General features: G+C 43.8%; 18 protein-coding genes and 1 pseudogene. 9 read left to right on the forward strand and 10 right to left on the reverse strand.

Annotated elements, in window-relative coordinates; genetic code table 11:
* Positions 1 to 746: 746 nt before the first annotated feature.
* Together FTU40_RS13565 and tyrS are read right to left on the reverse strand one after the other, a co-directional pair.
* Positions 747 to 1,040, reverse strand: a pseudogene (locus FTU40_RS13565) (hypothetical protein).
* Between the two features lie 532 nt (positions 1,041 to 1,572).
* Complete coding sequence (gene tyrS / locus FTU40_RS13570; protein ID WP_004647151.1) at positions 1,573 to 2,787, reverse strand: tyrosine--tRNA ligase; 1,215 nt, start codon at positions 2,785 to 2,787, stop codon at positions 1,573 to 1,575.
* 80 nt (positions 2,788 to 2,867) lie between these two features.
* On the opposite strand from tyrS, the gene FTU40_RS13575 reads away from it, so the two are divergent.
* Positions 2,868 to 3,995, forward strand: a complete 1,128-nt coding sequence (locus tag FTU40_RS13575) for an anhydro-N-acetylmuramic acid kinase (protein ID WP_180041209.1) — start codon at positions 2,868 to 2,870, stop codon at positions 3,993 to 3,995.
* Positions 3,996 to 4,137: 142 nt separating this feature from the next.
* Here FTU40_RS13575 and FTU40_RS13580 read toward each other — a convergent pair whose 3' ends face one another.
* The 4 genes from FTU40_RS13580 to FTU40_RS13595 all read right to left on the reverse strand — a co-directional run bounded on the left by FTU40_RS13580 (position 4,138) and on the right by FTU40_RS13595 (position 8,231).
* Positions 4,138 to 5,433, reverse strand: a complete 1,296-nt coding sequence (locus FTU40_RS13580) for a lytic murein transglycosylase (protein ID WP_218951670.1) — start codon at positions 5,431 to 5,433, stop codon at positions 4,138 to 4,140.
* A 595-nt stretch (positions 5,434 to 6,028) separates the two neighbouring features.
* Positions 6,029 to 7,150 carry a 5-(carboxyamino)imidazole ribonucleotide synthase gene (locus FTU40_RS13585; protein ID WP_180041211.1) on the reverse strand — a complete coding sequence of 374 codons (1,122 nt, stop codon included), beginning with the start codon at positions 7,148 to 7,150 and terminating at the stop codon, positions 6,029 to 6,031.
* A gap of 27 nt (positions 7,151 to 7,177) precedes the next feature.
* The gene (purE, locus tag FTU40_RS13590; protein WP_005173464.1) at positions 7,178 to 7,690 is read right to left on the reverse strand and encodes a 5-(carboxyamino)imidazole ribonucleotide mutase; all 513 of its coding nucleotides are present in this window, start codon (positions 7,688 to 7,690) and stop codon (positions 7,178 to 7,180) included.
* Positions 7,691 to 7,889: 199 nt separating this feature from the next.
* On the reverse strand, positions 7,890 to 8,231 hold the full coding sequence (locus FTU40_RS13595; protein ID WP_005173466.1) for a DMT family protein: 342 nt from the start codon (positions 8,229 to 8,231) through the stop codon (positions 7,890 to 7,892).
* A gap of 242 nt (positions 8,232 to 8,473) precedes the next feature.
* Here FTU40_RS13595 and mpl point away from each other — a divergent pair, with 242 nt between their 5' ends.
* Positions 8,474 to 9,838 carry a UDP-N-acetylmuramate:L-alanyl-gamma-D-glutamyl-meso-diaminopimelate ligase gene (gene mpl, locus FTU40_RS13600; RefSeq protein WP_100329854.1) on the forward strand — a complete coding sequence of 455 codons (1,365 nt, stop codon included), beginning with the start codon at positions 8,474 to 8,476 and terminating at the stop codon, positions 9,836 to 9,838.
* A 306-nt stretch (positions 9,839 to 10,144) separates the two neighbouring features.
* The gene (locus tag FTU40_RS13605) at positions 10,145 to 11,227 is read left to right on the forward strand and encodes a zinc-dependent alcohol dehydrogenase family protein (protein WP_005173470.1); all 1,083 of its coding nucleotides are present in this window, start codon (positions 10,145 to 10,147) and stop codon (positions 11,225 to 11,227) included.
* 141 nt (positions 11,228 to 11,368) lie between these two features.
* Here the strand turns inward: FTU40_RS13605 and FTU40_RS13610 are convergent, their stop codons facing one another.
* Both FTU40_RS13610 and FTU40_RS13615 read right to left on the reverse strand, forming a co-directional pair.
* On the reverse strand, positions 11,369 to 11,659 hold the full coding sequence (locus FTU40_RS13610) for a GNAT family N-acetyltransferase (protein WP_005173472.1): 291 nt from the start codon (positions 11,657 to 11,659) through the stop codon (positions 11,369 to 11,371).
* A 24-nt stretch (positions 11,660 to 11,683) separates the two neighbouring features.
* Entirely contained in the window at positions 11,684 to 11,968 is a 285-nt protein-coding gene (locus tag FTU40_RS13615) for a GNAT family N-acetyltransferase (RefSeq protein ID WP_005173474.1), read from the reverse strand.
* Between the two features lie 153 nt (positions 11,969 to 12,121).
* Here FTU40_RS13615 and FTU40_RS13620 point away from each other — a divergent pair, with 153 nt between their 5' ends.
* The 5 genes from FTU40_RS13620 (at position 12,122) to FTU40_RS13640 (ending at position 17,313) form a co-directional block, all read left to right on the forward strand.
* The gene (locus FTU40_RS13620; RefSeq protein WP_005173477.1) at positions 12,122 to 13,315 is read left to right on the forward strand and encodes a sugar transporter; all 1,194 of its coding nucleotides are present in this window, start codon (positions 12,122 to 12,124) and stop codon (positions 13,313 to 13,315) included.
* Between the two features lie 331 nt (positions 13,316 to 13,646).
* Positions 13,647 to 14,612, forward strand: a complete 966-nt coding sequence (locus tag FTU40_RS13625; RefSeq protein WP_180041213.1) for a TerC family protein — start codon at positions 13,647 to 13,649, stop codon at positions 14,610 to 14,612.
* Between the two features lie 187 nt (positions 14,613 to 14,799).
* Positions 14,800 to 16,137, forward strand: coding sequence for a guanine deaminase (gene guaD / locus FTU40_RS13630; RefSeq protein ID WP_180041215.1), 1,338 nt, complete (start codon positions 14,800 to 14,802; stop codon positions 16,135 to 16,137).
* 218 nt (positions 16,138 to 16,355) lie between these two features.
* Positions 16,356 to 16,883, forward strand: coding sequence for a hypoxanthine phosphoribosyltransferase (hpt, locus tag FTU40_RS13635; RefSeq protein ID WP_100358101.1), 528 nt, complete (start codon positions 16,356 to 16,358; stop codon positions 16,881 to 16,883).
* 172 nt (positions 16,884 to 17,055) lie between these two features.
* Positions 17,056 to 17,313, forward strand: a complete 258-nt coding sequence (locus FTU40_RS13640; protein WP_005173486.1) for a GlsB/YeaQ/YmgE family stress response membrane protein — start codon at positions 17,056 to 17,058, stop codon at positions 17,311 to 17,313.
* Between the two features lie 77 nt (positions 17,314 to 17,390).
* On the opposite strand, the gene FTU40_RS13645 is transcribed toward FTU40_RS13640, so the two are convergent.
* Positions 17,391 to 18,092 (reverse strand): DsbC family protein, encoded by a 702-nt coding sequence (locus tag FTU40_RS13645; protein WP_180041217.1) that lies wholly within the window; start codon positions 18,090 to 18,092, stop codon positions 17,391 to 17,393.
* Positions 18,093 to 18,508: 416 nt separating this feature from the next.
* On the opposite strand from FTU40_RS13645, the gene FTU40_RS13650 reads away from it, so the two are divergent.
* Entirely contained in the window at positions 18,509 to 19,654 is a 1,146-nt protein-coding gene (locus tag FTU40_RS13650; RefSeq protein WP_180041225.1) for an MFS transporter, read from the forward strand.
* A 389-nt stretch (positions 19,655 to 20,043) separates the two neighbouring features.
* Here FTU40_RS13650 and mnmE read toward each other — a convergent pair whose 3' ends face one another.
* Positions 20,044 to 21,402: a tRNA uridine-5-carboxymethylaminomethyl(34) synthesis GTPase MnmE gene (gene mnmE / locus FTU40_RS13655; protein ID WP_159516723.1), complete on the reverse strand. Its 1,359-nt coding sequence runs from the start codon at positions 21,400 to 21,402 to the stop codon at positions 20,044 to 20,046.
* Between the last annotated feature and the right edge of the window lie 4 nt (positions 21,403 to 21,406).

Consider the following 21,406-nt stretch of genomic DNA (forward strand, 5'->3'; position numbering starts at 1 on the left):
AAACTCTTCAGTTTAAAATCAGTAGTGCCTAAAGGACACCAATCTTGGCTCATCAATTTTCTGACAAATATTTCTCAAATAAACTTCGAGTCATTTCTACCATCAATCAATGAAAATAATTTCGATCAATCAACAAGTAAAAATCCACACAAGTTGTTCTTCATAATCTCTTAATGATCTTTCTAACACCTCGTCAGTGCTAGAAGCTGGACTTCGATAAACTCAACAACTCCGCCATTCTGCTTCGTTCGTTTCCGTCTATCTCGTCGGTATGGGTGCATTCTAGAGGATTTCAGAATCATTGCAACCCCCAATTCACTATATTTTTCACGTATGTCTTTTTTTTCTACAAAAATTGCTAAAAAATCGCTTTTTTATCTAATTTTTAAGCGTTTTTATGCAATAAACCCACTAAATACGTCATTTTGTTTTTATAACTGAAAATTTATTTAGACCTAAAAGCTATCACAACAATCGTTAAAAAAGATTTTTAGCCTTTTCACATTGAAATCTTGTCTTTTATTTAAATTAGCTCGTCAAAAGAAAACCAAAATCACTCTATCTTGCCCAGTAAGCTGATCTAAATCTTAGACTCCTCAATTTATGAGTTATTTTTTACGTAAAAAGTTTTTATAAAAGCCTATTCTTAGGCTGCTATATAGAAGAGGTATTCATTCTTTAGTTTTCGAATCCCAAAACCATGCTTAGATCACTTATATATAGAAGATAAAGTCTGTTATTTTTAATTAAGCGACTTTTTCCTGTTGTTGCTGTCCAAGCCAGTGTTGCATAACTTCTACAATCATGTCTTTCTTACCCTGATAATCCTCGGCAACAAAGAATAATTTCGCGCGTCGCGGTAACTGCTCTTCAATCAGGGAAAATAAAAAGTAATGCGCGGCCAGATCAAGCTGCATAAATAAAGTATAGACAGATCCATAGAGTTGCTATTTTTGTTCGACTGGCTGGTATTCAAATAAGAACCGTAAAATGCAATCGATCTGTTCATCAAAAATATCTTCTGTTGGATAGCGATACATCAAATTACCTCTGTTTTAATTTTTTATGTTTTGCACTTTTCTTTTGGAGTCAATTGAAATGAACTCATTCTTAGAGATCATTCACCTAAGCTCAATTTGCTGATTAATCTTAAGTTTAGTTGCTCAACGAGAAGAGTAGGCATGCAGATTTATATTTCGATTACGCAATCAGAATAAATAAAAAAGGAAGAGATCTCTCCCAAAATCTCCTCCTTAGAATTGAATCTTTACCCGATCCATTATGTCATTATTATAGTTATTCGCTTTAAAGCTTTTAAAAAGAGCCCCTTGGAAAAGAGACTTTCTCAGTTGTGGAGTACTATTATTTTTACTACCCTCTAGATGCTCTAAACGAATTCTCTAGATGAATAAATCCTATACATAATAAACATGAAAAGCAAGTGATTTGGGAAAAATTAACTCTTGTTTTCATAGGGTTTTTTTTAACTTTACTTATTTGATTTTTAAATATAGAGCATCAATAAAAAAAGCAGACCGAAGCCTGCTTTTATTTCAATAACTTATCCGATTTTTAGTCAACAAAAGTGACTTTAGCAATTGCTTTTTTACTGGCCTGAACAATTAAAGTCACGTTCTCTTTCACAGAATACGTTGTATCTACAGTCTGCCAATCCACTTTCACTGCGCCACGGCCTAATGCATCCTTAGCTTGGGCTGCATTTTTGGTTAAGCCTGCTTCACGTAAAATCGAGGTAATAAAGATTTCACCACCAAACTCGCCACGTGAAATAGTCACTTCCGGCGTACCTTCAGGTAATTCACCTTCAGTAATGATATTACCCGCACCTTTATGCGCATTGGCAGCCGCTTCTGCACCATGGAAACGCTCGACCAGCTCCAATGCAAGAATCTTTTTGACTTCTTGTGGGTTACGGCCTTCTGCCACTTCTTTTAACAACTGTTGAATTTCTTCAATGGTTTTGAAGCTCAGCAGATCAAAATAACGCTCAATCAATGCATCCGGCATTGAAAGCACTTTCTGATACATCGCGCCCGGTGCATCAAATACACCAATATAGTTACCTAAAGATTTAGACATCTTGTTGACGCCATCTAAACCTTCAAGAATTGGCACTGTGATACATACTTGTGCTTCTTGGTTATAACGACCTTGTAAGGTACGACCCATCAACAGGTTAAAGGTTTGGTCTGTACCACCCAACTCAACATCTGCTTCCAGCGCAACAGAGTCATAGCCTTGTACCAATGGGTACAAAAATTCATGAATCGCGATCGGTTGTTGATTGTTATAACGTTTGGTGAAGTCATCGCGTTCCAGCATACGCGCAACCGTTTGCTGTGATGCCAATTGAATGAGATCAGCCGCAGTTTTTTGTGCAAACCATTCCGAGTTAAACACCACTTTGGTTTTGTTTGGATCAAGAATTTTAAATACTTGTTCTTGATATGTTTTAGCGTTCTCTAAAACCTGTTCACGTGACAATGGTGGACGTGTTGCGCTCTTGCCGGTCGGGTCACCGATCATCGCAGTATAGTCACCGATCAGAAACAATACTTCATGACCCAAATCTTGGAATACTTTTAACTTATTAATAAGAACCGTATGGCCCAAGTGCAAATCAGGCGCAGTCGGATCAAAACCCGCTTTAATTTTTAATGGACGATTCAATTTTAATTTCTTGAGAAGGTCTTCTTCAGAAATAATTTCGTGGGTGCCTCGTTGAATGAGGGCAAGTTGTTCTTCAGCCGGCAGGAAATTTGACATCACAAAATCCAATACATCAGTTACTCAATTTGTGCGATATACTAACACTTTTTCAGCATATTGCAGGCTTAAGAATAACCATGACAGCGATCTATATTGGGGTAATGACCGGCACGAGCATGGATGGTGTCGATATTGTTGCTGCTTCTTTTGATCCACTCCAGCTTCATGCCACACTCACTTTGGCATTTGATCCCGACCTTCGGGATGAACTGATGGCGCTGACATTGCCGGATGATAATGAAATTGACCGCATGGGCAAGGCTGATGTTGCACTGGCACAAATGATTGGTCATGGTATTAATGCGCTGATTGAAAAAAATAACCTGGATCGTTCACAAATCAAAGCCATTGGCTCGCATGGCCAGACCATCCGGCATCGTCCCGAACATGGTTTTACCCTGCAAATTGGTGACCCGAACATCATTACTGAAATTACCCAGATTCCGGTGATTTCAGATTTCCGTCGTCGTGATCTGGCCGCAGGTGGTCAGGGAGCACCTTTAGTTCCGGCATTTCATCAGGATATTTTCCAGCATGACAGCATTCACCGGGTAATTTTAAATCTGGGCGGGATTGCTAATGTCAGCCTGCTGCCTGCCGGCAAGCCTGAAGAGGTTTATGGTTTTGATACTGGACCGGCCAATATCTTGATGGATGCTTGGTGTGCCCGTTATACCGGTCAACCTTTTGATGAAAATGGTAACTGGGCAGCCTATGGCACCCCGATTCGCAGCTTGCTGGATCGCTTGCAGTCACACGAGTTTTTCTCCAAAGAGCCTCCGAAAAGTACCGGTCGTGAAGATTTCAATCTGGAATGGCTGGATGAACAGATTGCCGACTGGCGCAATGACCTGCAATACGACGAACTGGAAGATACTCCGGAAAATGTACAGGCGACTTTATTAAAGCTCACCACCCGTGCGATTAAAAAAGCCATTTACCGTTCTGGCATGGATACCGGACAAGTTTTTGTTTGTGGTGGTGGTGCCTATAACTCACATTTACTGGAGCAGCTACGCTGGCGCCTACGCAAACATGAATGGAGCGTACAGACTACCGCTGATCTTGGTTTAAGCCCGACTTGGGTGGAAGCCACGGCCTTTGCCTGGCTGGCTATGCGTTTTATGAACCAGCTGAATGGTAACCTGCCTGCTGTGACAGGTGCTTCAGGTTATCGTGTGCTTGGTACGATTACATCAATCTAAATTTATAAGTATTAAAAAATCCCTTCTCCCTTTGGGAGAAGGTTAGGATGAGGGAAAGTTTTATAAAAACCTCTCCCTGAGAAGCATGCTTCGCAAGTCTCCTACGAGGAGAGGGAAACCCAACCACAAATTAAGATCTTGCTTAACGCATCAGATTTTTGGCATTTTCATTTCTGAAAGCTCGCAGAATCTGCTGACCGGCCCGTCCTGTCGGACTTAAGCCCAAACGCTGCTGTTCCTGACGAATCGCTTGACGGGTTTTATCACCAATCAAACCATCCACCGTACCAATATCATAGCCACGATTCAGTAAAAATTGCTGGATCTCACGACGTTCTGCACGCGAAGTTCCCGGATCATCAGTAGGCCATGTGGCCGCAAAGCTACCTTTACCCTGCAAACGATCTGATAAATGAGCAATGGCCAAGGCATAACTTTCTGCCGCGTTATAGCTATAAATGGCATCGAAGTTTTTAAATACTAAAAATACTGGGCCATTCGGTCCTGCAGGTGCAAGCAATCCGGCTTGAGAGGATTGCGATAAATTTCCTTGAACCAATGCCGAACCATCGGCACGAACTACACCTTGATTAATCCAGCTACTCAAGGATTTTTTATTACGACGGCCTCCACCGGAAACCGACATGCCTTGCGGGATTTTGACTTCAAAGCCCCAAGGTTGTCCGCTCTGCCAGCCACGCTTGCTTAAAAAGTTGGCGGTCGATGCCAGTGCATCTGGAATACTTGAAACCAGATCACGTCGTCCATCACCATCAAAATCAACTGCAAGCTCATCATAAGTCGATGGCATAAACTGGGTATGACCAAACGCGCCTGCCCAGGAACCCTTTAATTGTTCTTCGCGCACATCACCACGTTGTAACAGTTTCATGGTGGTAAAGAACTCACCGCGGAAATAACTCTGGCGACGACCTTCACAGCTCAAAGTCCCCAAAGCCTGTAATAAAGGATATTTCCCGGAAATATCGCCAAAATTACTCTCGACGCCCCAGACCGCAACCACCGTTTCTGCAGGTACACCATAGGTGGCAGCAACACGATTGAGCACCTCACGATGTTGCTGTAATTTTTGCCGGCCGAGCTGAACCCGCTCTTCATCGACCAAACCAGACAAATAGTCCCAAATCGGGGTAGAAAATTCCGGTTGATAGTTTAAACGTTCAATTACGGAATAATCAGGCGTTAAATTTTGCGTATAACGGTCATAGCTGCCTGCACTAACACCTTTTGCTACAGCCTGACTACGTAAATTCGCCAAACAGTTTTGAAAATTATTCTGGGCAGGGAAATTTGACCGGCTGCTGGCCGCTGAAGGCAAAGTAGTCGTGTCGACACGCTGACCATTAATAATCAGCTCGGCATTTGCCTGAGAAACAGCCAAGAATAAAGAACCAACCACAAGCGCAAAACGTTGCATAAGACCCTTGAATATTTAGATTTTGAATTATGTTCCTAACATAGCAGCTCAATCTAAAAATTAAAGCTCAAATAGGTAAATTTAAATTCATAATTTCTGCACTTTTGAATTCATTTTGTAGTTTTAAATTTAAAACAACTTATCCACAACTTGTTTTTAAATTCAAAAGCAGCGGCGCTGTTTGAATTTAAATTTAAAATCCAGGAAACAACCTTTAAATTCAAAACCTTCTTTGTGGATAACTTAGTATAAACAGGATTAATCAGATATTTATCAAGGTCTTGTTTTGTGAATTAAAAAACAGGGTGACTTGGTTTATTTTTAAATTTAAAACTTTGAATTCAAAGTAGCGGTTTGAATTTAAATTCATATTTTGAATTCATTTAAACTTTAAATTCAAAGTATTTCTCTGTGGTCTATGAATTTTCATTTAGACTCTTTTATGTATACGCAATTGTTTATTTTACAATCAATTGAAAAATATCATGATCCGATAAATGGCAGGCATTTTCGAAGAGGCGCAATCATGCCTGAATCTGGATAAATAAAAAAGCGACCACCGAAGTGATCGCTTTTTTTATCAGCAAGATAGCGTTTAAATGGTCATATCTTCGCTCAATGCCAGTGGATTCGGTAAAATCTTCGCCAGTTGACGGCATAAAGTCGTCAGCTGAGTACTGTCGGTTGGCATCAGGGTAATGTGACCAATCTTACGACCTTCACGCTCTGACTTGTTATACAGATGCAAATGCGCACCTTCTAAAGCCAGAACATCTGCAGATTTTGGATGCTGTCCGATGATATTCACCAGTACGCTTGGACGAATCACTTCCGTTGAACCCAGTGGCAGACCGGCCACCGCACGAATATGGTTTTCGAACTGTGAGCAGACTGCACCTTCAATCGACCAATGCCCTGAGTTATGCACACGTGGTGCCATCTCGTTTGCATATAGACCTTTATCTGTCACAAACAGCTCAAGGGTCAAGACGCCCACATAGTTCAGATGATTGAGCAGGCGAGTAATGTAGTCCTGTGCGACCGGCTGCAAGTCTGCACTGTTCGGCGCAGGCACAATCGAGTGCGACAGAATGCCATTGTGATGATGATTTTCAGCCAGGGGCCAGGTTTTTACATCACCATTTTGACCACGTACCGCAATGATCGACACTTCATGTGAGAACGTCACAAAGCTTTCTGCAATCAGTTCACCGGCAGGGCCAAGTTCCGCCCAAGCCTGCTCAATTTGATCAGCACTCCGCAGGACAAATTGACCCTTACCATCGTAACCACCGCGAGAGGTTTTTAATACGATTGGTAAGCCCAGTTCAGCCACAGCAGCCTGTAAACCTTCAAGTGCAGTCACTGCTTTATACGGCGCAACAGGAATGTCGAGCGTATCAAACAGGGCTTTTTCAGACAGACGATGCTGTGCAATTGCCAAGGCTTGGCGTGGTGGATGCAGGTCTTTATTTTTCACCAGCACATCCACATCTGCAAGCGGGGTATTTTCAAATTCCAGACTGAATACATCAGCACTGTCAATAAAATCCTGTAGACCATTTTCGGCCTTGCTGGAAATCACTTGACCGAGTGTCGCAGAAGGGCAATCCGTACTTGCTTCAAAGAAAGTACATTGAATATTCAATGGCAATGCCGCTTGCGCCATCATGCGCCCGAGCTGACCGCCGCCAAAAATACCGATGGTTTTATCCATGATGTCTGTCCCGTATGAAGCTTGGTTTTAGTTTTGACCAGGAATGTTATTGCTTGCCACTTTATCTGTTTGTGCCGCACGGAAATCTGCAACATTTTTCGCGATATCAGGGCGGGTCAGACCTAAAATTTGCGCTGCCATAATGGCTGCATTGGTTGCACCGGCAGGGCCAATCGCAAGCGTACCCACCGCAATACCTGCTGGCATTTGTACAATTGAAAGCAAAGAATCGACGCCGTTTAAAATGGATGATTTGACTGGCACACCCAAGACTGGAAGATCAGTCTTTGCCGCACACATGCCCGGCAAATGCGCAGCACCACCAGCACCGGCAATAATCACCTGAATGCCACGATCACGCGCCTGTTCAGCATATTCAAATAAACGGTCAGGAGTACGGTGTGCAGAAACGACTTCAGCTTCAAATGGGACACCAAGCTGCTTGAGCATGTTGGCAGTATGTTCGAGAGTTGCCCAATCTGATTGAGAACCCATGATAATTCCTACTAGAGGAGCATCTTGTGCAGCAGCCGCATTCATTGCAAATTTTCCAGAGATTAAAGTAACAAAAAATAAATCTCGACGAGAGAGCCAAGCTTTAATAGGAGGTGCTTATTATAGACTGATTTTTCGGCTTCATAAAATTTAACGGTCAAAGCAAGGTTCGATTTTTCTTATTTTTTTGGCAGAATATTAAAAACTGGAATAAAAATAGGCCTGTAGTCTGCAAAGCTTTCGATCAGGAAGTTCTGAAGACAAAATACACACATCCGCACAGACACAAGGCTGCCCAGAGATAATCCAGTTTAAAGGGCTGCTTAAACATGAAAATCATAAAAGGCACAAAGACCAGCAAGGTCACCACTTCCTGAGTGATTTTCATTTGCCCCACGGCCAGTCCCTGCTGTGCCAGTAATCGGGTGGCCGGAATCATCAGGCTATATTCAAACAGGGCAATCATCCAGCTGAATAAAATTGCCTGCCACAACGGCGCATCATGCGGTAAAAATTTTAAATGCCCATACCATGCCAAGGTCATAAAGCAATTGGCAATCACCAGAAGAAATAAAGCCGGTAACATCGGCATGTACTCTGCAAAAAGATCGGGTTTATTCTACGATTTATTTTGCAAAAAGATATTCTCTAAATTTGAAATTTTCTCTGAATTTATCCGTGAAACAGGATTTAAAAATTCCCGCAGCAATGCTTGAACTTTGACTATCTTTTCCGTGTAAGCCTTGCTATCGTTGCTTGCAAATTGAATAAATCATGATAACCGCACCAATATAAGGTGATGGGTCAGACAGGAACGGAGTGAAGTAGATGCATCTGCATATTTTGGGTATTTGTGGCACTTTTATGGGATCGCTGGCGCTCCTTGCACGCGATCTGGGCCACAAGGTGACAGGTTCAGATTTGAACGTCTATCCACCGATGTCGACCCAACTTGAAAATGCAGGCATCAGCTTGATGCAGGGTTATGAGCGTAGTCACTTGCAGCCACATCCGGACCTGATCATTGTCGGCAATGCCATGAAGCGTGGTATTGATGCAGTAGAATATATGCTGAATGAAGGCTTGCCTTATATTTCAGGCCCACAGTTCCTGGCAGATCATGTTCTGCAAGGCAAACATGTATTGGGGGTTGCGGGTACACATGGCAAAACCACCACCACAACCATGCTGGCCTGGGTGCTGGATCAAGCCGGTTTAGAGCCAGGCTTCCTGATTGGTGGTGTGCCACTGGGTTTTAGTGAGAGTGCACGTCTCGGTGGCGGCAAATATTTCTGTGTCGAGGCGGATGAATACGATTCGGCTTTCTTCGACAAGCGTTCCAAGTTTGTGCATTACCATCCAAAAACGGCGATTTTAAATAACCTTGAATTTGACCATGCTGATATCTTTGATGATCTGGCTGCAATTCAAAAACAGTTCCATCATTTAGTTCGTACTATTCCAAGCGAAGGCCGAATCATTGCGCCGATTACCGAAAGCAATATCGATGAAGTACTAGAGCAGGGTTGCTGGACACCGGTGGTGCGCACCAGTCTGGATGCCAATGAAAAATCTGAACTGTATGCCGAACAGTTATCGACAGATGGTTCTCACTTTAAAGTCTTGCAACACGGTGTGGTAAAAGGTGAAGTGCAGTGGAGCATGACCGGACAGCATTCGGTGGCCAATGCGCTCGCGACGATTGCCGCTGCCGAGCATGTCGGCGTCTCCATTGAAACCGCCTGTGAAGCTTTATCTAATTTCGGTGGGGTAAAACGCCGTATGGAACTATTAGGCACAGTCCGTGGTATTGAGGTTTATGATGATTTCGCCCATCATCCGACAGCGATTGATACGACCTTGGAGGGCGCGCGCAAACGTCTGGGTGAACGCAAACTCTGGGCAATTATTGAACCACGCTCCAATACCATGCGTATGGGCAGTCATAAAGAGGGTCTGGCTCATTCAGCACGTCTGGCCGATGCAGTAATCTGGTATCAACCGGAAGGACTGGACTGGGATCTGCAACCGGTCATTAATGCTGCGCCAAATAAAGCCAAAATTGCACGCACACTGGATGACATCATTCAGACCGTGGTAGCAGAGGCAGGTGAGGGCGATGTGGTGGTGATCATGTCAAATGGCGGTTTTGGTGGTTTGCATCAGAAATTGATCAGTGCTTTAAACGCATAAAATAGATGCGTGGATAAGTATGTGAAAAAAGAAGCCCGCGATGCGGGCTTCTTTTTTTAGGGCAATTGTTTTAGCAAAAAGAGAGAATGGCTGTTTTGACCTTTGCATTGCATGATGTCAAATTGGCCTAAAATGCCGATCACTCATCAGTCATTACGCATGATGTTTTGTTGCAATCTGAAGGCGAGATAGATTGCAGCAGCACATCACTCAAGGCACAATCGAGAAGAACACAGGTATTTATAGACCTGACAGCCAGATCAGAATCAGGTCATTCTCATTCCTCACTCCTTCAGGAGATGTGTCATGACAACAATGAAAGCCATGGTCTATTACGGCGAAAACGACATCCGGTTTGAAGACCGTCCCATTCCCACTATTTTGCATCCCAGCGATGCGGTTATCAAACTCACTAAAGTCACTATTTGTGGTACAGACCTCGGGATCTGGAAAGGTAAAAACCCGGAAATTGAACAGCAAGCCACACGCAAACAGGGCAGTTTTAATGGCCGTATTTTAGGTCATGAAGGCATTGGCATTGTAGAAGAAGTCGGTTCTGCCGTTCAAAACTTCAAAAAAGGCGACCGGGTGATTATTTCCTGTGTCAGCCGCTGTGGAACCTGTGAAAACTGTCAGAAACAGCTGTATGCACATTGTCGCAATGAAGGCGGCTGGATCATGGGCTATATGATTGATGGTACTCATGCCGAATATGTACGCACGCCGTTTGCGGATACTTCTCTTTATCATTTACCTGAAGGGTTAAATGAAGATGTCGCTGTGTTCCTGTCGGATATCTTGCCGACATCACATGAGATTGGTGTGCAATATGGCGATGTCAAACCCGGAGACAATGTGGTGATTGTCGGTGCCGGCCCGATCGGCATGAGCTGCCTGCTGACCGCTCAATTCTATTCACCGGCCAACATCATCATGGTCGATGTCGATGACAACCGACTCGAGTTCGCCAAAACAGTGGGAGCGACGCATAGCATTAACTCCGCGAAAGAAGATGCCATACAACGTGTGCTGGAGCTGACGGATGGGCGAGGGGTCGATTGTGCCATTGAAGCGGTTGGTCTGGAGGCGACCTGGAATATCTGCCAGCATGTAGTCAAAGAGGGTGGACATATTGCCAATGTCGGCGTACATGGCAAATCAGTTAATTTTGAACTGAATAAACTCTGGATTAAAAACCTGACCATCACCACCGGACTGGTCAATGCCAATACCACTGCTATGCTGCTCAAAACCTGCTGTTCCGGTAAATTACCGCTGGAAAAACTGGCGACCCATCACTTTAAATTTAATGAATTTGAAAAAGCTTATGATGTGTTCAAGCATGCAGCCGATGAAAAGGCCTTGAAAGTGATGATCGAACTCAATTAATGCGGGAAAGTAAAAAGTCCGCTTGGCGGACTTTTTTTATTTGTAGCTGGAGTGAAAAATAGGGCATATCACCGCACTACTTATCAGCTTGTATTGAAAGCTCATTAGGCCGTTTTGCTCTTGGCAAATCGATCTAAATGATTAAGTAGAAGAGGCCGCGACATCAGATAAACTTTGGTCACGCTTAAACATCACATCCACATAGGAACATTGCGGAATGATGGTTAAACTTTTTTCACGGGCAAAATCGACCAGCACATCCAGCATTTTTCGGGCAACGCCCTGACCACGCAAGGAATGATCGACCCAGGTATGATCTGCAATAATCACCGAGGCTTCCCGCCATTGATAGGTAATCTCGGCCAGACGTCGACCTTTATCTTCCATAAAAAATACACCACCGCGTTTTGAATCTTGATATTGAATCTGCATAGATCTCCACCTTTATTTTCATTTTTAACTGCTTAACACATCGCTGAAATTAGGATCACGCTCAAATACCGATTGAGCAAAAGGGCATTCCGGAATAATCTTGACCCCTTGCTCACGGGCAAACTTGACCGCTGCTTCGACCAGATAATGTCCGACATGCTGTCCACGCAAACTGTCATCGACCCAGGTATGTTCAATCACCAGTCGATCCTCATCTTTCCAGAAATAGCTCATTTCGGCCAGACGCTTTTCATTTGGCTCGACAAACCATTGACCTTGACTGCCTTGTTGCTGATGCTCAATCAACATCCTCTAAACTCCGTATTTTTAATCCAGACTGACATATTTTTCAGTCGCATATTGTTCGATTTCTTTAAACGATTGTGAATCTGTGCTCTTTCCTGATATCACCGTGCAATGAACAGGTTTAAACTGCCTGTCTGTTGTTTAAGCCAGATATTTATGTCCAGCCCTTCTTTTAGCTCCTCGGTAAGACGTCAATGGATCTGCGTAATTGCGTTAGCCAGTGCCGCCTTTATTTTCAACACCACCGAATTTATTCCCGTGGCCTTACTCAGTGATATTGGTGCAAGTTTTGACATGTCGGCGACTCAGGTCGGGTTGATGCTGACCATTTATGCCTGGGTCGTGGCTTTATTGTCTTTACCGATGATGCTACTGACCAAAAACATTGAACGACGTTTCTTGTTGATGGTTTTATTTGCGGTCTTCATTTCCAGTCATGTGCTGTCTTATTTTGCCTGGAGTTTCAGTGTTCTGGTATTTAGCCGGATCGGGATTGCAGTAGCGCACGCGCTGTTTTGGTCAATTACCGCTTCGCTTGCAGTACGTGTCGCACCAGCAGGCAAAGAATTTCAAGCCTTGGGTTTATTGGCCACAGGTACTGCCATGGCCATGGTTCTGGGAATTCCCTTTGGTCGCATGATCGGGGAGGCCTATGGCTGGCGCAATAGTTTTGCCTTGATTGCCATCGTCGCCAGCGTGGTCTGCCTGCTACTGGCCAAAACCTTGCCCTTATTACCGAGTGTCAATTCAGGTTCACTCAGCAGCTTGAAAACCTTGTTAAAACGTCCAAGCCTGATGCTGGTATTTGCCCTGACGGTCATTGTGATTAGTGCACAATTCACCGCCTATAGTTATATCGAGCCATTTTCACTGAATATTGCCCAGCTCAGTTCTGTACAGACCACGACTTTATTGCTGGTCTATGGTGGGGCAGGTTTAATCGGCTCTTATCTATTTGGCCGTTTTGCACCACATTTTCCCAAACTTACTATTCCACTGTTCACACTTGGACTGGCTATCTCGTTGCTATTATTGCTGCCGTTGTCCAGCAATGTCTTGCAGTTAAATACCCTGGCTTTACTCTGGGGCGTCAGTATTATTGGTTTCAGTCTGGCCTTGCAAGCCAAGACCTTAAATCTGGCCTCCGATGCCACCGACGTGGCCATGGCGATTTATTCTGGCCTGTATAATATTGGAATTGGTGCTGGCGCTTTACTCGGTGGGATCGCAACGGCACAGATCGGCTTGCACAGTATTGGCTGGCTCGGGGCCATCTTGGCCAGTCTGGGTTTTCTCATTACGTTATATTTAATTCGCCGTCCGGATTTTATTGCTCAAAAAATAGCTTGAATCATGCATTTTTGTAAATGAAATTGTAGTCTTAATAAAAATCTGTCATGCTTCTGCATATTGAGCATTTGCTCAAACAGAATTTCGTTTGAACAAGGGGAGTAGCCTCCTCCAAACGTTTAGCAATTGTAGTTCAGATTGTTCAACGTGTCAGAATATCGTCATTACACTTTGCAAAAAGTCGGTATCTGAGCATCTTACTGCGACACTTTCAATGAGAAGTGTAACACTAAGATGTAGGCAAGACCTTGATCATGTTGGTATAGATGTTTTTCATCTGACAACAGGTCAAGGTTTTTTTATGGCCGATTGTCAGATGTGGAGAATTCACATGGAAACAATTGGTACGCTGTGGCTGTATCTTGTCTTTTTCGCGATTGTCGCAGTCATGCTGATCATCGATTTCGTCGGCTTTAAACATCAGCATGGTCAGGAGGTCAAAGTCCGGACTGCGGCCTACTGGAGTATTGCCTGGGTCAGTGTCGCGACTTTATTTGGTGGTGGTTTATGGCTCTATCTGGAGCAGACCGCAGGTACTGCAATTGCCAATGCCAAGGTCATGGAATACTTCGCTGGTTATCTGCTGGAAAAATCCCTGGCAATTGATAACGTCTTTGTCTGGCTGATGATCTTCGCTGCTTTCGCCATTCCACCCGCGCTGCAACGTAAATTGCTGCTCTACGGTGTACTCGGTGCGATTGTCCTCAGAACCATCTTTATTTTTATTGGCGCCTGGTTCGTTCAGGAATTCTCATGGATTTTATATATCTTCGGTGCCTTTCTGGTGTATACCGGCTTTAAATTCCTGCGTGGTCAGGATGAAGAAGAAAGCAATATTGAAGATATGGCGATTCTGAAATGGCTGCGTAAACGTATGCGGATTACCCCGCAACTTGAAGGTGACAAATTCTTTATCCGTAAAGATGGTTTACTGTGGGCAACGCCGTTATTCCTGGTTTTGATTCTGGTCGAAGCCTCGGATGTGATCTTTGCGGTCGATTCTATTCCGGCAATTTTCGCTGTGACCACCGATCCCTTCATTGTACTGACTGCTAACCTGATGGCGATTTTGGGTCTGCGCGCGATGTTCTTCCTGTTATCGGGTGCCGCATCAAAAATGCATTATCTGCCCTATGGCCTCGGGATTATTCTGGTCTTTATCGGCTTTAAAATGCTGATGCTGGATGTATTCCATATGCCAATCTGGATTTCACTGAGCTTTATTGTGATTGTCTTGACGATCACGGCGATCCTGTCGATTCGCCACAGTAAAAAACATAACCAAACCACGCTCTAATAACTGTATAGACGATCATCTTTAGCGTCAAAAAAGTCCGTTCAATCATGAGCGGACTTTTTTTATTGCTCGACTGCCTTACCACAGCTTCGACTTAACTCAGGCAAATGAAGTCAGCATGATCACGTTATAAATCTACTGAAGTGGGTTACAATCTATTGAAAAAATTAAAAGCACAGGTTTTAACATGTCTTCTCAGATTGCAACAACGGCAGTCCGCGGTCGTTTCCTTGATATCCAGCATACAGTTGCCCAGGCACATGAGATTGATGACCAGGTGCGCTATGTAGAAGATGGTCTGATCATCATGCAAGATGGCAAGATTCAATGGTTTGGCAGCTGGGATGAAGGGCAGAAACATCTAGCTGAAAATATCCAGGTCGCCCATTATCCTGAACAGCTGATTGTGCCGGGATTGATCGATACCCATATTCATTTCCCGCAAACCGAGATGGTCGGGGCCTATGGCGAACAACTGCTGGAATGGTTAAATACCTATACTTTTCCAACAGAAATCCAGTTTGCAGATACAGCCTATAGCGAAAAAATCGCCGAATTTTTTGTGCAGGAATTGCTTAAAAATGGCACCACCACGGCACTGGTCTTCTGTACCGTACATCCTGAATCAGTAGATGCTTTGTTTACAGCGGCGAGTCGCAGAAATATGCGTCTGATCGCCGGTAAAGTCTTGATGGACCGACATGCACCGGAAGCGCTGAAAGATACGGCAGAAAGTGCTTATACCGATTCTAAAGCGCTGATTGAGAAATGGCATGGGCAGGGCCGTAACCTGTATGCCATTACCCCTCGCTTTGCCCCGACGTCCACCAATGAACAACTTGAAAAAGCAGGTCAGCTCAAAGCCGAATATCCAGATGTCTATGTACATACCCATTTAAGTGAAAATAAAAATGAAATTGCTTGGGTCAAAGAGTTATTTCCGGAACGTAAAGGCTACCTGGATGTCTATCATCACTATGGTTTAACCGGTGCAAAATCAGTGTTTGCACATTGTGTACACCTGGAAGAGCAGGAGTGGGATTGCATGCAGCAGACCAATTCAGCGATTGCCTTTTGTCCGACCTCAAACCTGTTTCTGGGCAGTGGTTTATTCCCATTAAAGAAAGCGTGGGACAAGCAGGTGAAAGTTGGTCTGGGTACCGACATCGGGGCAGGCACCTCGTTTAACCAGCTACAGACCTTAAATGAAGCCTACAAAGTGCAGCAATTGCAGGGAGAAAAACTCTCTGCTTTTGAAGCCTTGTATCATGCCACCTTAGGCGGTGCTAAAGCCTTAAGTCTGGACGATCGTTTGGGGAACTTTAATATCGGCAAGGAGGCGGACTTTGTGGTGCTGGATCTAAATGCCACTGCTTTACAGCAGTTACGCCAAAGCAGAGCCAAAAATATTGAAGATGCATTTTTTGCACTGACCATGCTCGGCGATGACCGTAATATTGCAGTGACCTATGTCTACGGAGAAGCTGTCTATGTCAAAGCCCGATGTACCCGCTCAGACGACTAAAACCCAGCACCGCCATCGCTGGCTGATCGTCTCCGCCATGTTGCTGACCTGTACTTTCATCCTGCGCAGGGATTCGCAGGCAGCAAAGAAATGATTACATTTACAGCATGCAAAATAGGTGCATCTGCAGTAGGGATGTATTAAAATTACAGTGTATTCAGGTGTTGCAGGTCAACACCTTTTTTATTTTGCTATTTTTACTTTTTAGGTATCTACCCATGACCGTTCAAATGAGCGTAATGATTTCCGCTGAAGAAATTCAAGCTAAAGTCAAAGAGCTTGGTGCTCAAATCGATGCACACTATGCCCATAGTGACAAAGACCTTGTGCTCATCGGTTTATTACGTGGTTCAGTGATTTTTATGGCCGATTTGTGTCGGGTGATTTCCAAACCTCATGAACTGGATTTCATGACGGTATCCAGTTATGGCGGTGGCACCGTATCTTCGTGTGATGTAAAAATTCTGAAAGATTTAGACGGCGAAATCCGTGGCAAAGACGTGCTGGTGGTTGAAGATATTATTGACTCGGGTAATACCTTGAGCAAGGTGCTGGAAATCCTGCAAACCCGCCAACCGAACTCGATTCAACTGTGTACTTTGGTAAGTAAACCATCACGTCGTGAAATCGATTTAAAGGTCGAATTTTTGGGCTTTGAAGTTGAAGATAAATTTATCGTAGGTTATGGTCTGGACTATGACCAGAAGTATCGTCATCTGCCATTTATTGGTGAAATCGGTCTTTAAAATTTATTTTAAAAAGTGGCTTAGGCCACTTTTTTTATGTCTCAAATAGACAGAAAAACAGGAACAAAAAATAACATCTCGTTTCAGGATTCAACTTTTTTTGCTTTCTATTCTGTTTCAAGATAATTAAACATGATGTAAAAACAAAGACATGATAACAAGGAGCATACCTATGTGGACAATTATTGTGGCGATTGTCATTGGTTTTATCGCGGGTCTGATTGCACGTGCAATCCATCCAGGTAATGACAAGGCAGGCTTTATCATGACGACCCTGTTAGGTATTGCCGGTTCCTTATTGGCTACATTTGCTGGTCGTATGCTCGGTCTTTATTCGGCAGATTCTGCGGCAGGTCTGATTGCTTCCGTGATCGGTGCGGTGATTATTCTGTTTATTTATAACATGCTGACCAAACGCCGTACGGTCTAAGCGGTTCTGGCTCAATCTGAGCAGTTCCAGTAAAAGCACCCAGTCGGGTGCTTTTTGCTCTTGTATATCTCTCAACTTTATAGTGAAAATTCCTTAAAAATCTGTTCGATCTGTTCTGCCGGATAGGCCCCCATGACTTTAAAACCATTCGAAAAAATAATTGCTGGTGTCCCATTCACACCCAAAGACTGGGCCAGTTTTTTATTTCGCTCAATCGGATTGGCACAACTTTTTTTCGATTTTGGCAGGCTACCTTGAGTGATCAGATCTTCCCAGGCCTGAGCAGAATTAGACGCGCAATACACCTGTTTTGAAGGCGCAACCGATTGTGGCTTTAAAGGCAGAATAAAAGTATAAATCGTCACATCCTTGAGTTTTTTCAACTCTACTTCAAGCTGTTTACAATACGGGCAATTTGGGTCAGAAAAGATCGCAATCTGACGTTTACCCGTACCTCTTACACTTTTCACAGCATCTTGAAGCGGCAATTTTTTCCAGTCAACACTGTTCTGTTTTAGCATCAAATCACGAGTCAGATTATGCTGATCCTGAATCCGCAGCATCGACCCAGCAAGCAGATGCTGGGCATCTTCATTCAGATAAACCACTTGACCCTGCATAAAACCACTGTAGATGCCCTTCATTTCCGTGGTCTGGATATTTTCGATTTTTAAATTGGGGCTATTCTTTGCCAGATTGGCTTTTACCATATCAATATTAGCGAATGCGAAGCTTGAAATGACTGTACTTAAAGCAATGATCAGTGTTTTTTTTAACATGAATGTTCTACATGAATCAGATAAAAATATGCTTCGATTCTAATGGGTCTGCTTTTAAATTACCCACGGATTTATGTTACTGTTTATTCCAAGTTTAATCAGTGAATTATGTTTCACGTGGAACAGAAGCGATAAAAGAAGCTTAAATAACGGACAAAAATAAATTCTTGCATGAGATTACATTCTGGTTAAGATTTTATATCTTATAAAATAATATATTATTTTATTGAAATACATATAAACACATCTATTTGATTTAAAATCTTTTACTGATTCGCCCTTGACCATGTTTCTTGGCCCGCTCTACACTGCATATACTTTTCTTTTTCTTCGCTATGCCCTGACATGGATTGGCCAAGGATCAACACTATAACGGCATGTTCATGACAACAATAACCACTTGGCGACCCTTCTGGATGGTCAGCCTGGCTTTAATCATGGGAACGATTGGTACTGCTTTAGCGAGTCCACTCTATCCGATTTATCAACAACTCTGGAATTTATCCCCAAGCCAGATTACCTATATTTTTGTCGCCTATATGTTTGGCTGTCTGGGCACCTTATTGTTTCTGGGGCGCACCAGCAATAGCATTGGCTTTTTAAAAACTCTACAAATTGGCCTCGTGTTTATTAGTCTGGGTTTGATTATTTCGGTCTTTGCCAATAATGCCCTGATTTTATCTCTGGGCCGTTTCATTATCGGGATTGCCTCTGGTTTGATGACGACTTCTGCCATGCTTGGCATGATGCAGACCATTCCGGAGAGTCATAAGCAGCTTGCGCCGCAATGGATCTCTATTTTGACTGCGATTGGCTTTGGTCTGGGTCCGTTTATCGGGGGTGTCATTGCGCAGTTTTCTCAAGCCCCGCTGGTGACTCCCTATATTCCGATTATTGTTGGAGCAGTGCTTTGTTTTATCGGCTTATTCTGGTTAAAAGTGCCTGCTTTTGAGCGTCAGCCCTTTAGTATCGCCCCCAAATTACAGCGTCCTGAGGCTCAATATCATGCTGTATTTATGATCATTGGGTTCACTGCATTTAGTGCCTTTGCTGCCTTTAGTTTATTTGCCTCACTTTCGCCTTCTTTTGTGCAAGATATTTTACCGTGGCATGGTCCTTTAGTAAGTGGTACCGCCATTACCTGTATTCTGCTGGTATCTGCAGTGGTGCAATACCTGGCCAAAGCGGTCGCTGCAAAAAAATGTCTGAATATCGGCTTGGTCATGATGCTGATTAGTCTGCTCAGCCTTGCATTGTGTATGTTGCTTAAGGCAAGTTTCTTATTCTTCGTGAGCGATCTCTTATTTGGTATTGGGCATGGTTTTGCCCTGATGGGGGCTTTTGGCGTGATTCATGCTATCACCACTTTGCAAAACCGGGCCGCGGTGATGTCGACCTACTTGTTTATTGGCTATTTGGGCACCATTGTGCCGATTCTTGCGGTGGGTTACTTGGCCGACCATTTTGGATTAAATTTAGCTGTGATCAGCTTCTGTGTGGCGATGAGTGCTTTATGTGTCGTGCTCTGGTTATGCCACCAGAAGCTCAGTGTAAAAGCTTAAAATAGCCCTCTGATGAGGTAATGCTGATCAGTTAAGGAGTTTAGAAATAGACTCTTTAACTTTTTAGTCGTTCATGACGGAGTCTTCATCTTATAAATCAAATACTTGAAAATAATTTGTTACTTTGGTTTCGCCCAAATGAGAAGCGAGGCTTCGCAAGGAAGGCATCTTGCGGAGCAACACTCCTCACCGCAAAACTCGTCAGCCACCATCGACTAGTAAATTTGTCGCAGAAACAATCATTTTTTAAATCTAGTCCTGCCTCAAACAGTTGCGGATGACTTTTCTACTTGTCAAATATGATCATGAATTTAAAAAAGAAAATACTAGTCAATTTCTTAATTGACTGGCATTCCTCTGATGAGAGCTATTTATGTATAATTTTTTGCTTACTTTCCAATACAAAACGAACCGAAAATTTTTCCAAGCAGATCATCGGCACTAAAGTCACCGGTAATTTCCCCCAGTGCATTCTGGGCTAGACGTAAGGACTCCGCCACCAGTTCACCGGCGTTGTACACCACCAATTGTTCACGTGCTTCAGCCAAATAGAGTTGAGTGCGCTTCATTGCGTCTAAATGACGGGTACGCGCAATAAAGGTATCTTCTTCAGGCTGGAAGCCTGCATGCGCTGTAATCGCCTCTATGAGCGCTTGCACACCAGTTTCCTGCTTGGCAGAGACTGCGATATGCCGGAAACCATTCAAATCAGCAATTGCAGCTTCAGCACCAGTCAGATCACACTTATTCCCAATCAGCATCAGGCGTTTTGCTTCAATATGTTCAGCAAAATATTCTTGGGCCAGTTGCAGTGGATCTTCACCTTGACTTAGGTCATAGACCAGCAGTAACAAATCGGCCTGTTCGATTTCCTTGATTGCACGGCGAATCCCTTCTTTTTCGACAATATCCCCAGTCTCACGCAAGCCTGCGGTATCCGTCAGGGTAATTGGCAAGCCATTTAAGGTGATTTTTTCATGCAGCACATCACGCGTAGTACCCGCAATATCCGTCACAATCGCACGTTCAATCCCGGCCAGCGCATTCAGTAATGAAGATTTACCGGCATTCGGTTTACCGGCAATCACCACTTGCAAACCTTCACGCAGTAACTGACCTTGACGTGCTGATTGCTGAACTTGCGTGACCGCAGTCGCCACACCATCGAGCAGATTCAGAATCTTGCCATCAGCCAGAAAGTCAATTTCCTCTTCTGGAAAATCAATTGCGGCTTCCACGTGCAAACGTAAATGTACCAGCTGCTCAAGCACCGTATTGACTTTGGTCGAAAATGCACCTTGCAGAGAACGAACCGCAGAACGCGCAGCTGCTTGTGAGGTGGCATCAATCAGGTCAGCAATGGCTTCAGCCTGTACCAAGTCCATCTTGCCATTTTCAAAGGCACGCATGGAAAACTCACCGGCTTTGGCAGCAATCGCACCCAGTTCCAGCAAACGTGCAAGCAAGGCATTTTGAATCACAGGACCGCCATGACCTTGTAACTCCACCACATCCTCGCCGGTAAAAGAATGCGGATTCGGGAAGCAAATGGCTAAGCCTTCATCCATAATTTCACCAGCAGTATCGTAAAACTTACGAAAGGCAGCATAGCGTGCACCGGCAAGGGGTTGTTTTGTGAGTGCTTCGGCAATTTCATAGGATTTTGGACCCGATAGGCGAATCACCCCAACGCCGCCACGTCCTGGTGGCGTTGCAATCGCAGCAATAGTTGTGGTTCGGTTGAGCATAAAA

Origin of the sequence: Acinetobacter sp. YH12100 (genome assembly GCF_013419135.1) — a bacterium.
Classification (GTDB): Bacteria; Pseudomonadota; Gammaproteobacteria; order Pseudomonadales; family Moraxellaceae; genus Acinetobacter; species Acinetobacter pseudolwoffii.

Bases quoted from the DNA above. Each gene is read 5' to 3' on its own strand.
- tyrS (WP_004647151.1), bottom strand. From the start codon at position 2,787: ATGTCAAATTTCCTGCCGGCTGAAGAACAACTTGCCCTCATTCAACGA.
- FTU40_RS13575 (WP_180041209.1), top strand. From the start codon at position 2,868: ATGACAGCGATCTATATTGGGGTAATGACCGGCACGAGCATGGATGGT.
- FTU40_RS13580 (WP_218951670.1), bottom strand. From the start codon at position 5,433: ATGCAACGTTTTGCGCTTGTGGTTGGTTCTTTATTCTTGGCTGTTTCT.
- FTU40_RS13585 (WP_180041211.1), bottom strand. From the start codon at position 7,150: ATGGATAAAACCATCGGTATTTTTGGCGGCGGTCAGCTCGGGCGCATG.
- purE (WP_005173464.1), bottom strand. From the start codon at position 7,690: ATGAATGCGGCTGCTGCACAAGATGCTCCTCTAGTAGGAATTATCATG.
- FTU40_RS13595 (WP_005173466.1), bottom strand. From the start codon at position 8,231: ATGTTACCGGCTTTATTTCTTCTGGTGATTGCCAATTGCTTTATGACC.
- mpl (WP_100329854.1), top strand. From the start codon at position 8,474: ATGCATCTGCATATTTTGGGTATTTGTGGCACTTTTATGGGATCGCTG.
- FTU40_RS13605 (WP_005173470.1), top strand. From the start codon at position 10,145: ATGACAACAATGAAAGCCATGGTCTATTACGGCGAAAACGACATCCGG.
- FTU40_RS13610 (WP_005173472.1), bottom strand. From the start codon at position 11,659: ATGCAGATTCAATATCAAGATTCAAAACGCGGTGGTGTATTTTTTATG.
- FTU40_RS13615 (WP_005173474.1), bottom strand. From the start codon at position 11,968: ATGTTGATTGAGCATCAGCAACAAGGCAGTCAAGGTCAATGGTTTGTC.
- FTU40_RS13620 (WP_005173477.1), top strand. From the start codon at position 12,122: ATGTCCAGCCCTTCTTTTAGCTCCTCGGTAAGACGTCAATGGATCTGC.
- FTU40_RS13625 (WP_180041213.1), top strand. From the start codon at position 13,647: ATGGAAACAATTGGTACGCTGTGGCTGTATCTTGTCTTTTTCGCGATT.
- guaD (WP_180041215.1), top strand. From the start codon at position 14,800: ATGTCTTCTCAGATTGCAACAACGGCAGTCCGCGGTCGTTTCCTTGAT.
- hpt (WP_100358101.1), top strand. From the start codon at position 16,356: ATGACCGTTCAAATGAGCGTAATGATTTCCGCTGAAGAAATTCAAGCT.
- FTU40_RS13640 (WP_005173486.1), top strand. From the start codon at position 17,056: ATGTGGACAATTATTGTGGCGATTGTCATTGGTTTTATCGCGGGTCTG.
- FTU40_RS13645 (WP_180041217.1), bottom strand. From the start codon at position 18,092: ATGTTAAAAAAAACACTGATCATTGCTTTAAGTACAGTCATTTCAAGC.
- FTU40_RS13650 (WP_180041225.1), top strand. From the start codon at position 18,509: ATGGTCAGCCTGGCTTTAATCATGGGAACGATTGGTACTGCTTTAGCG.
- mnmE (WP_159516723.1), bottom strand. From the start codon at position 21,402: ATGCTCAACCGAACCACAACTATTGCTGCGATTGCAACGCCACCAGGA.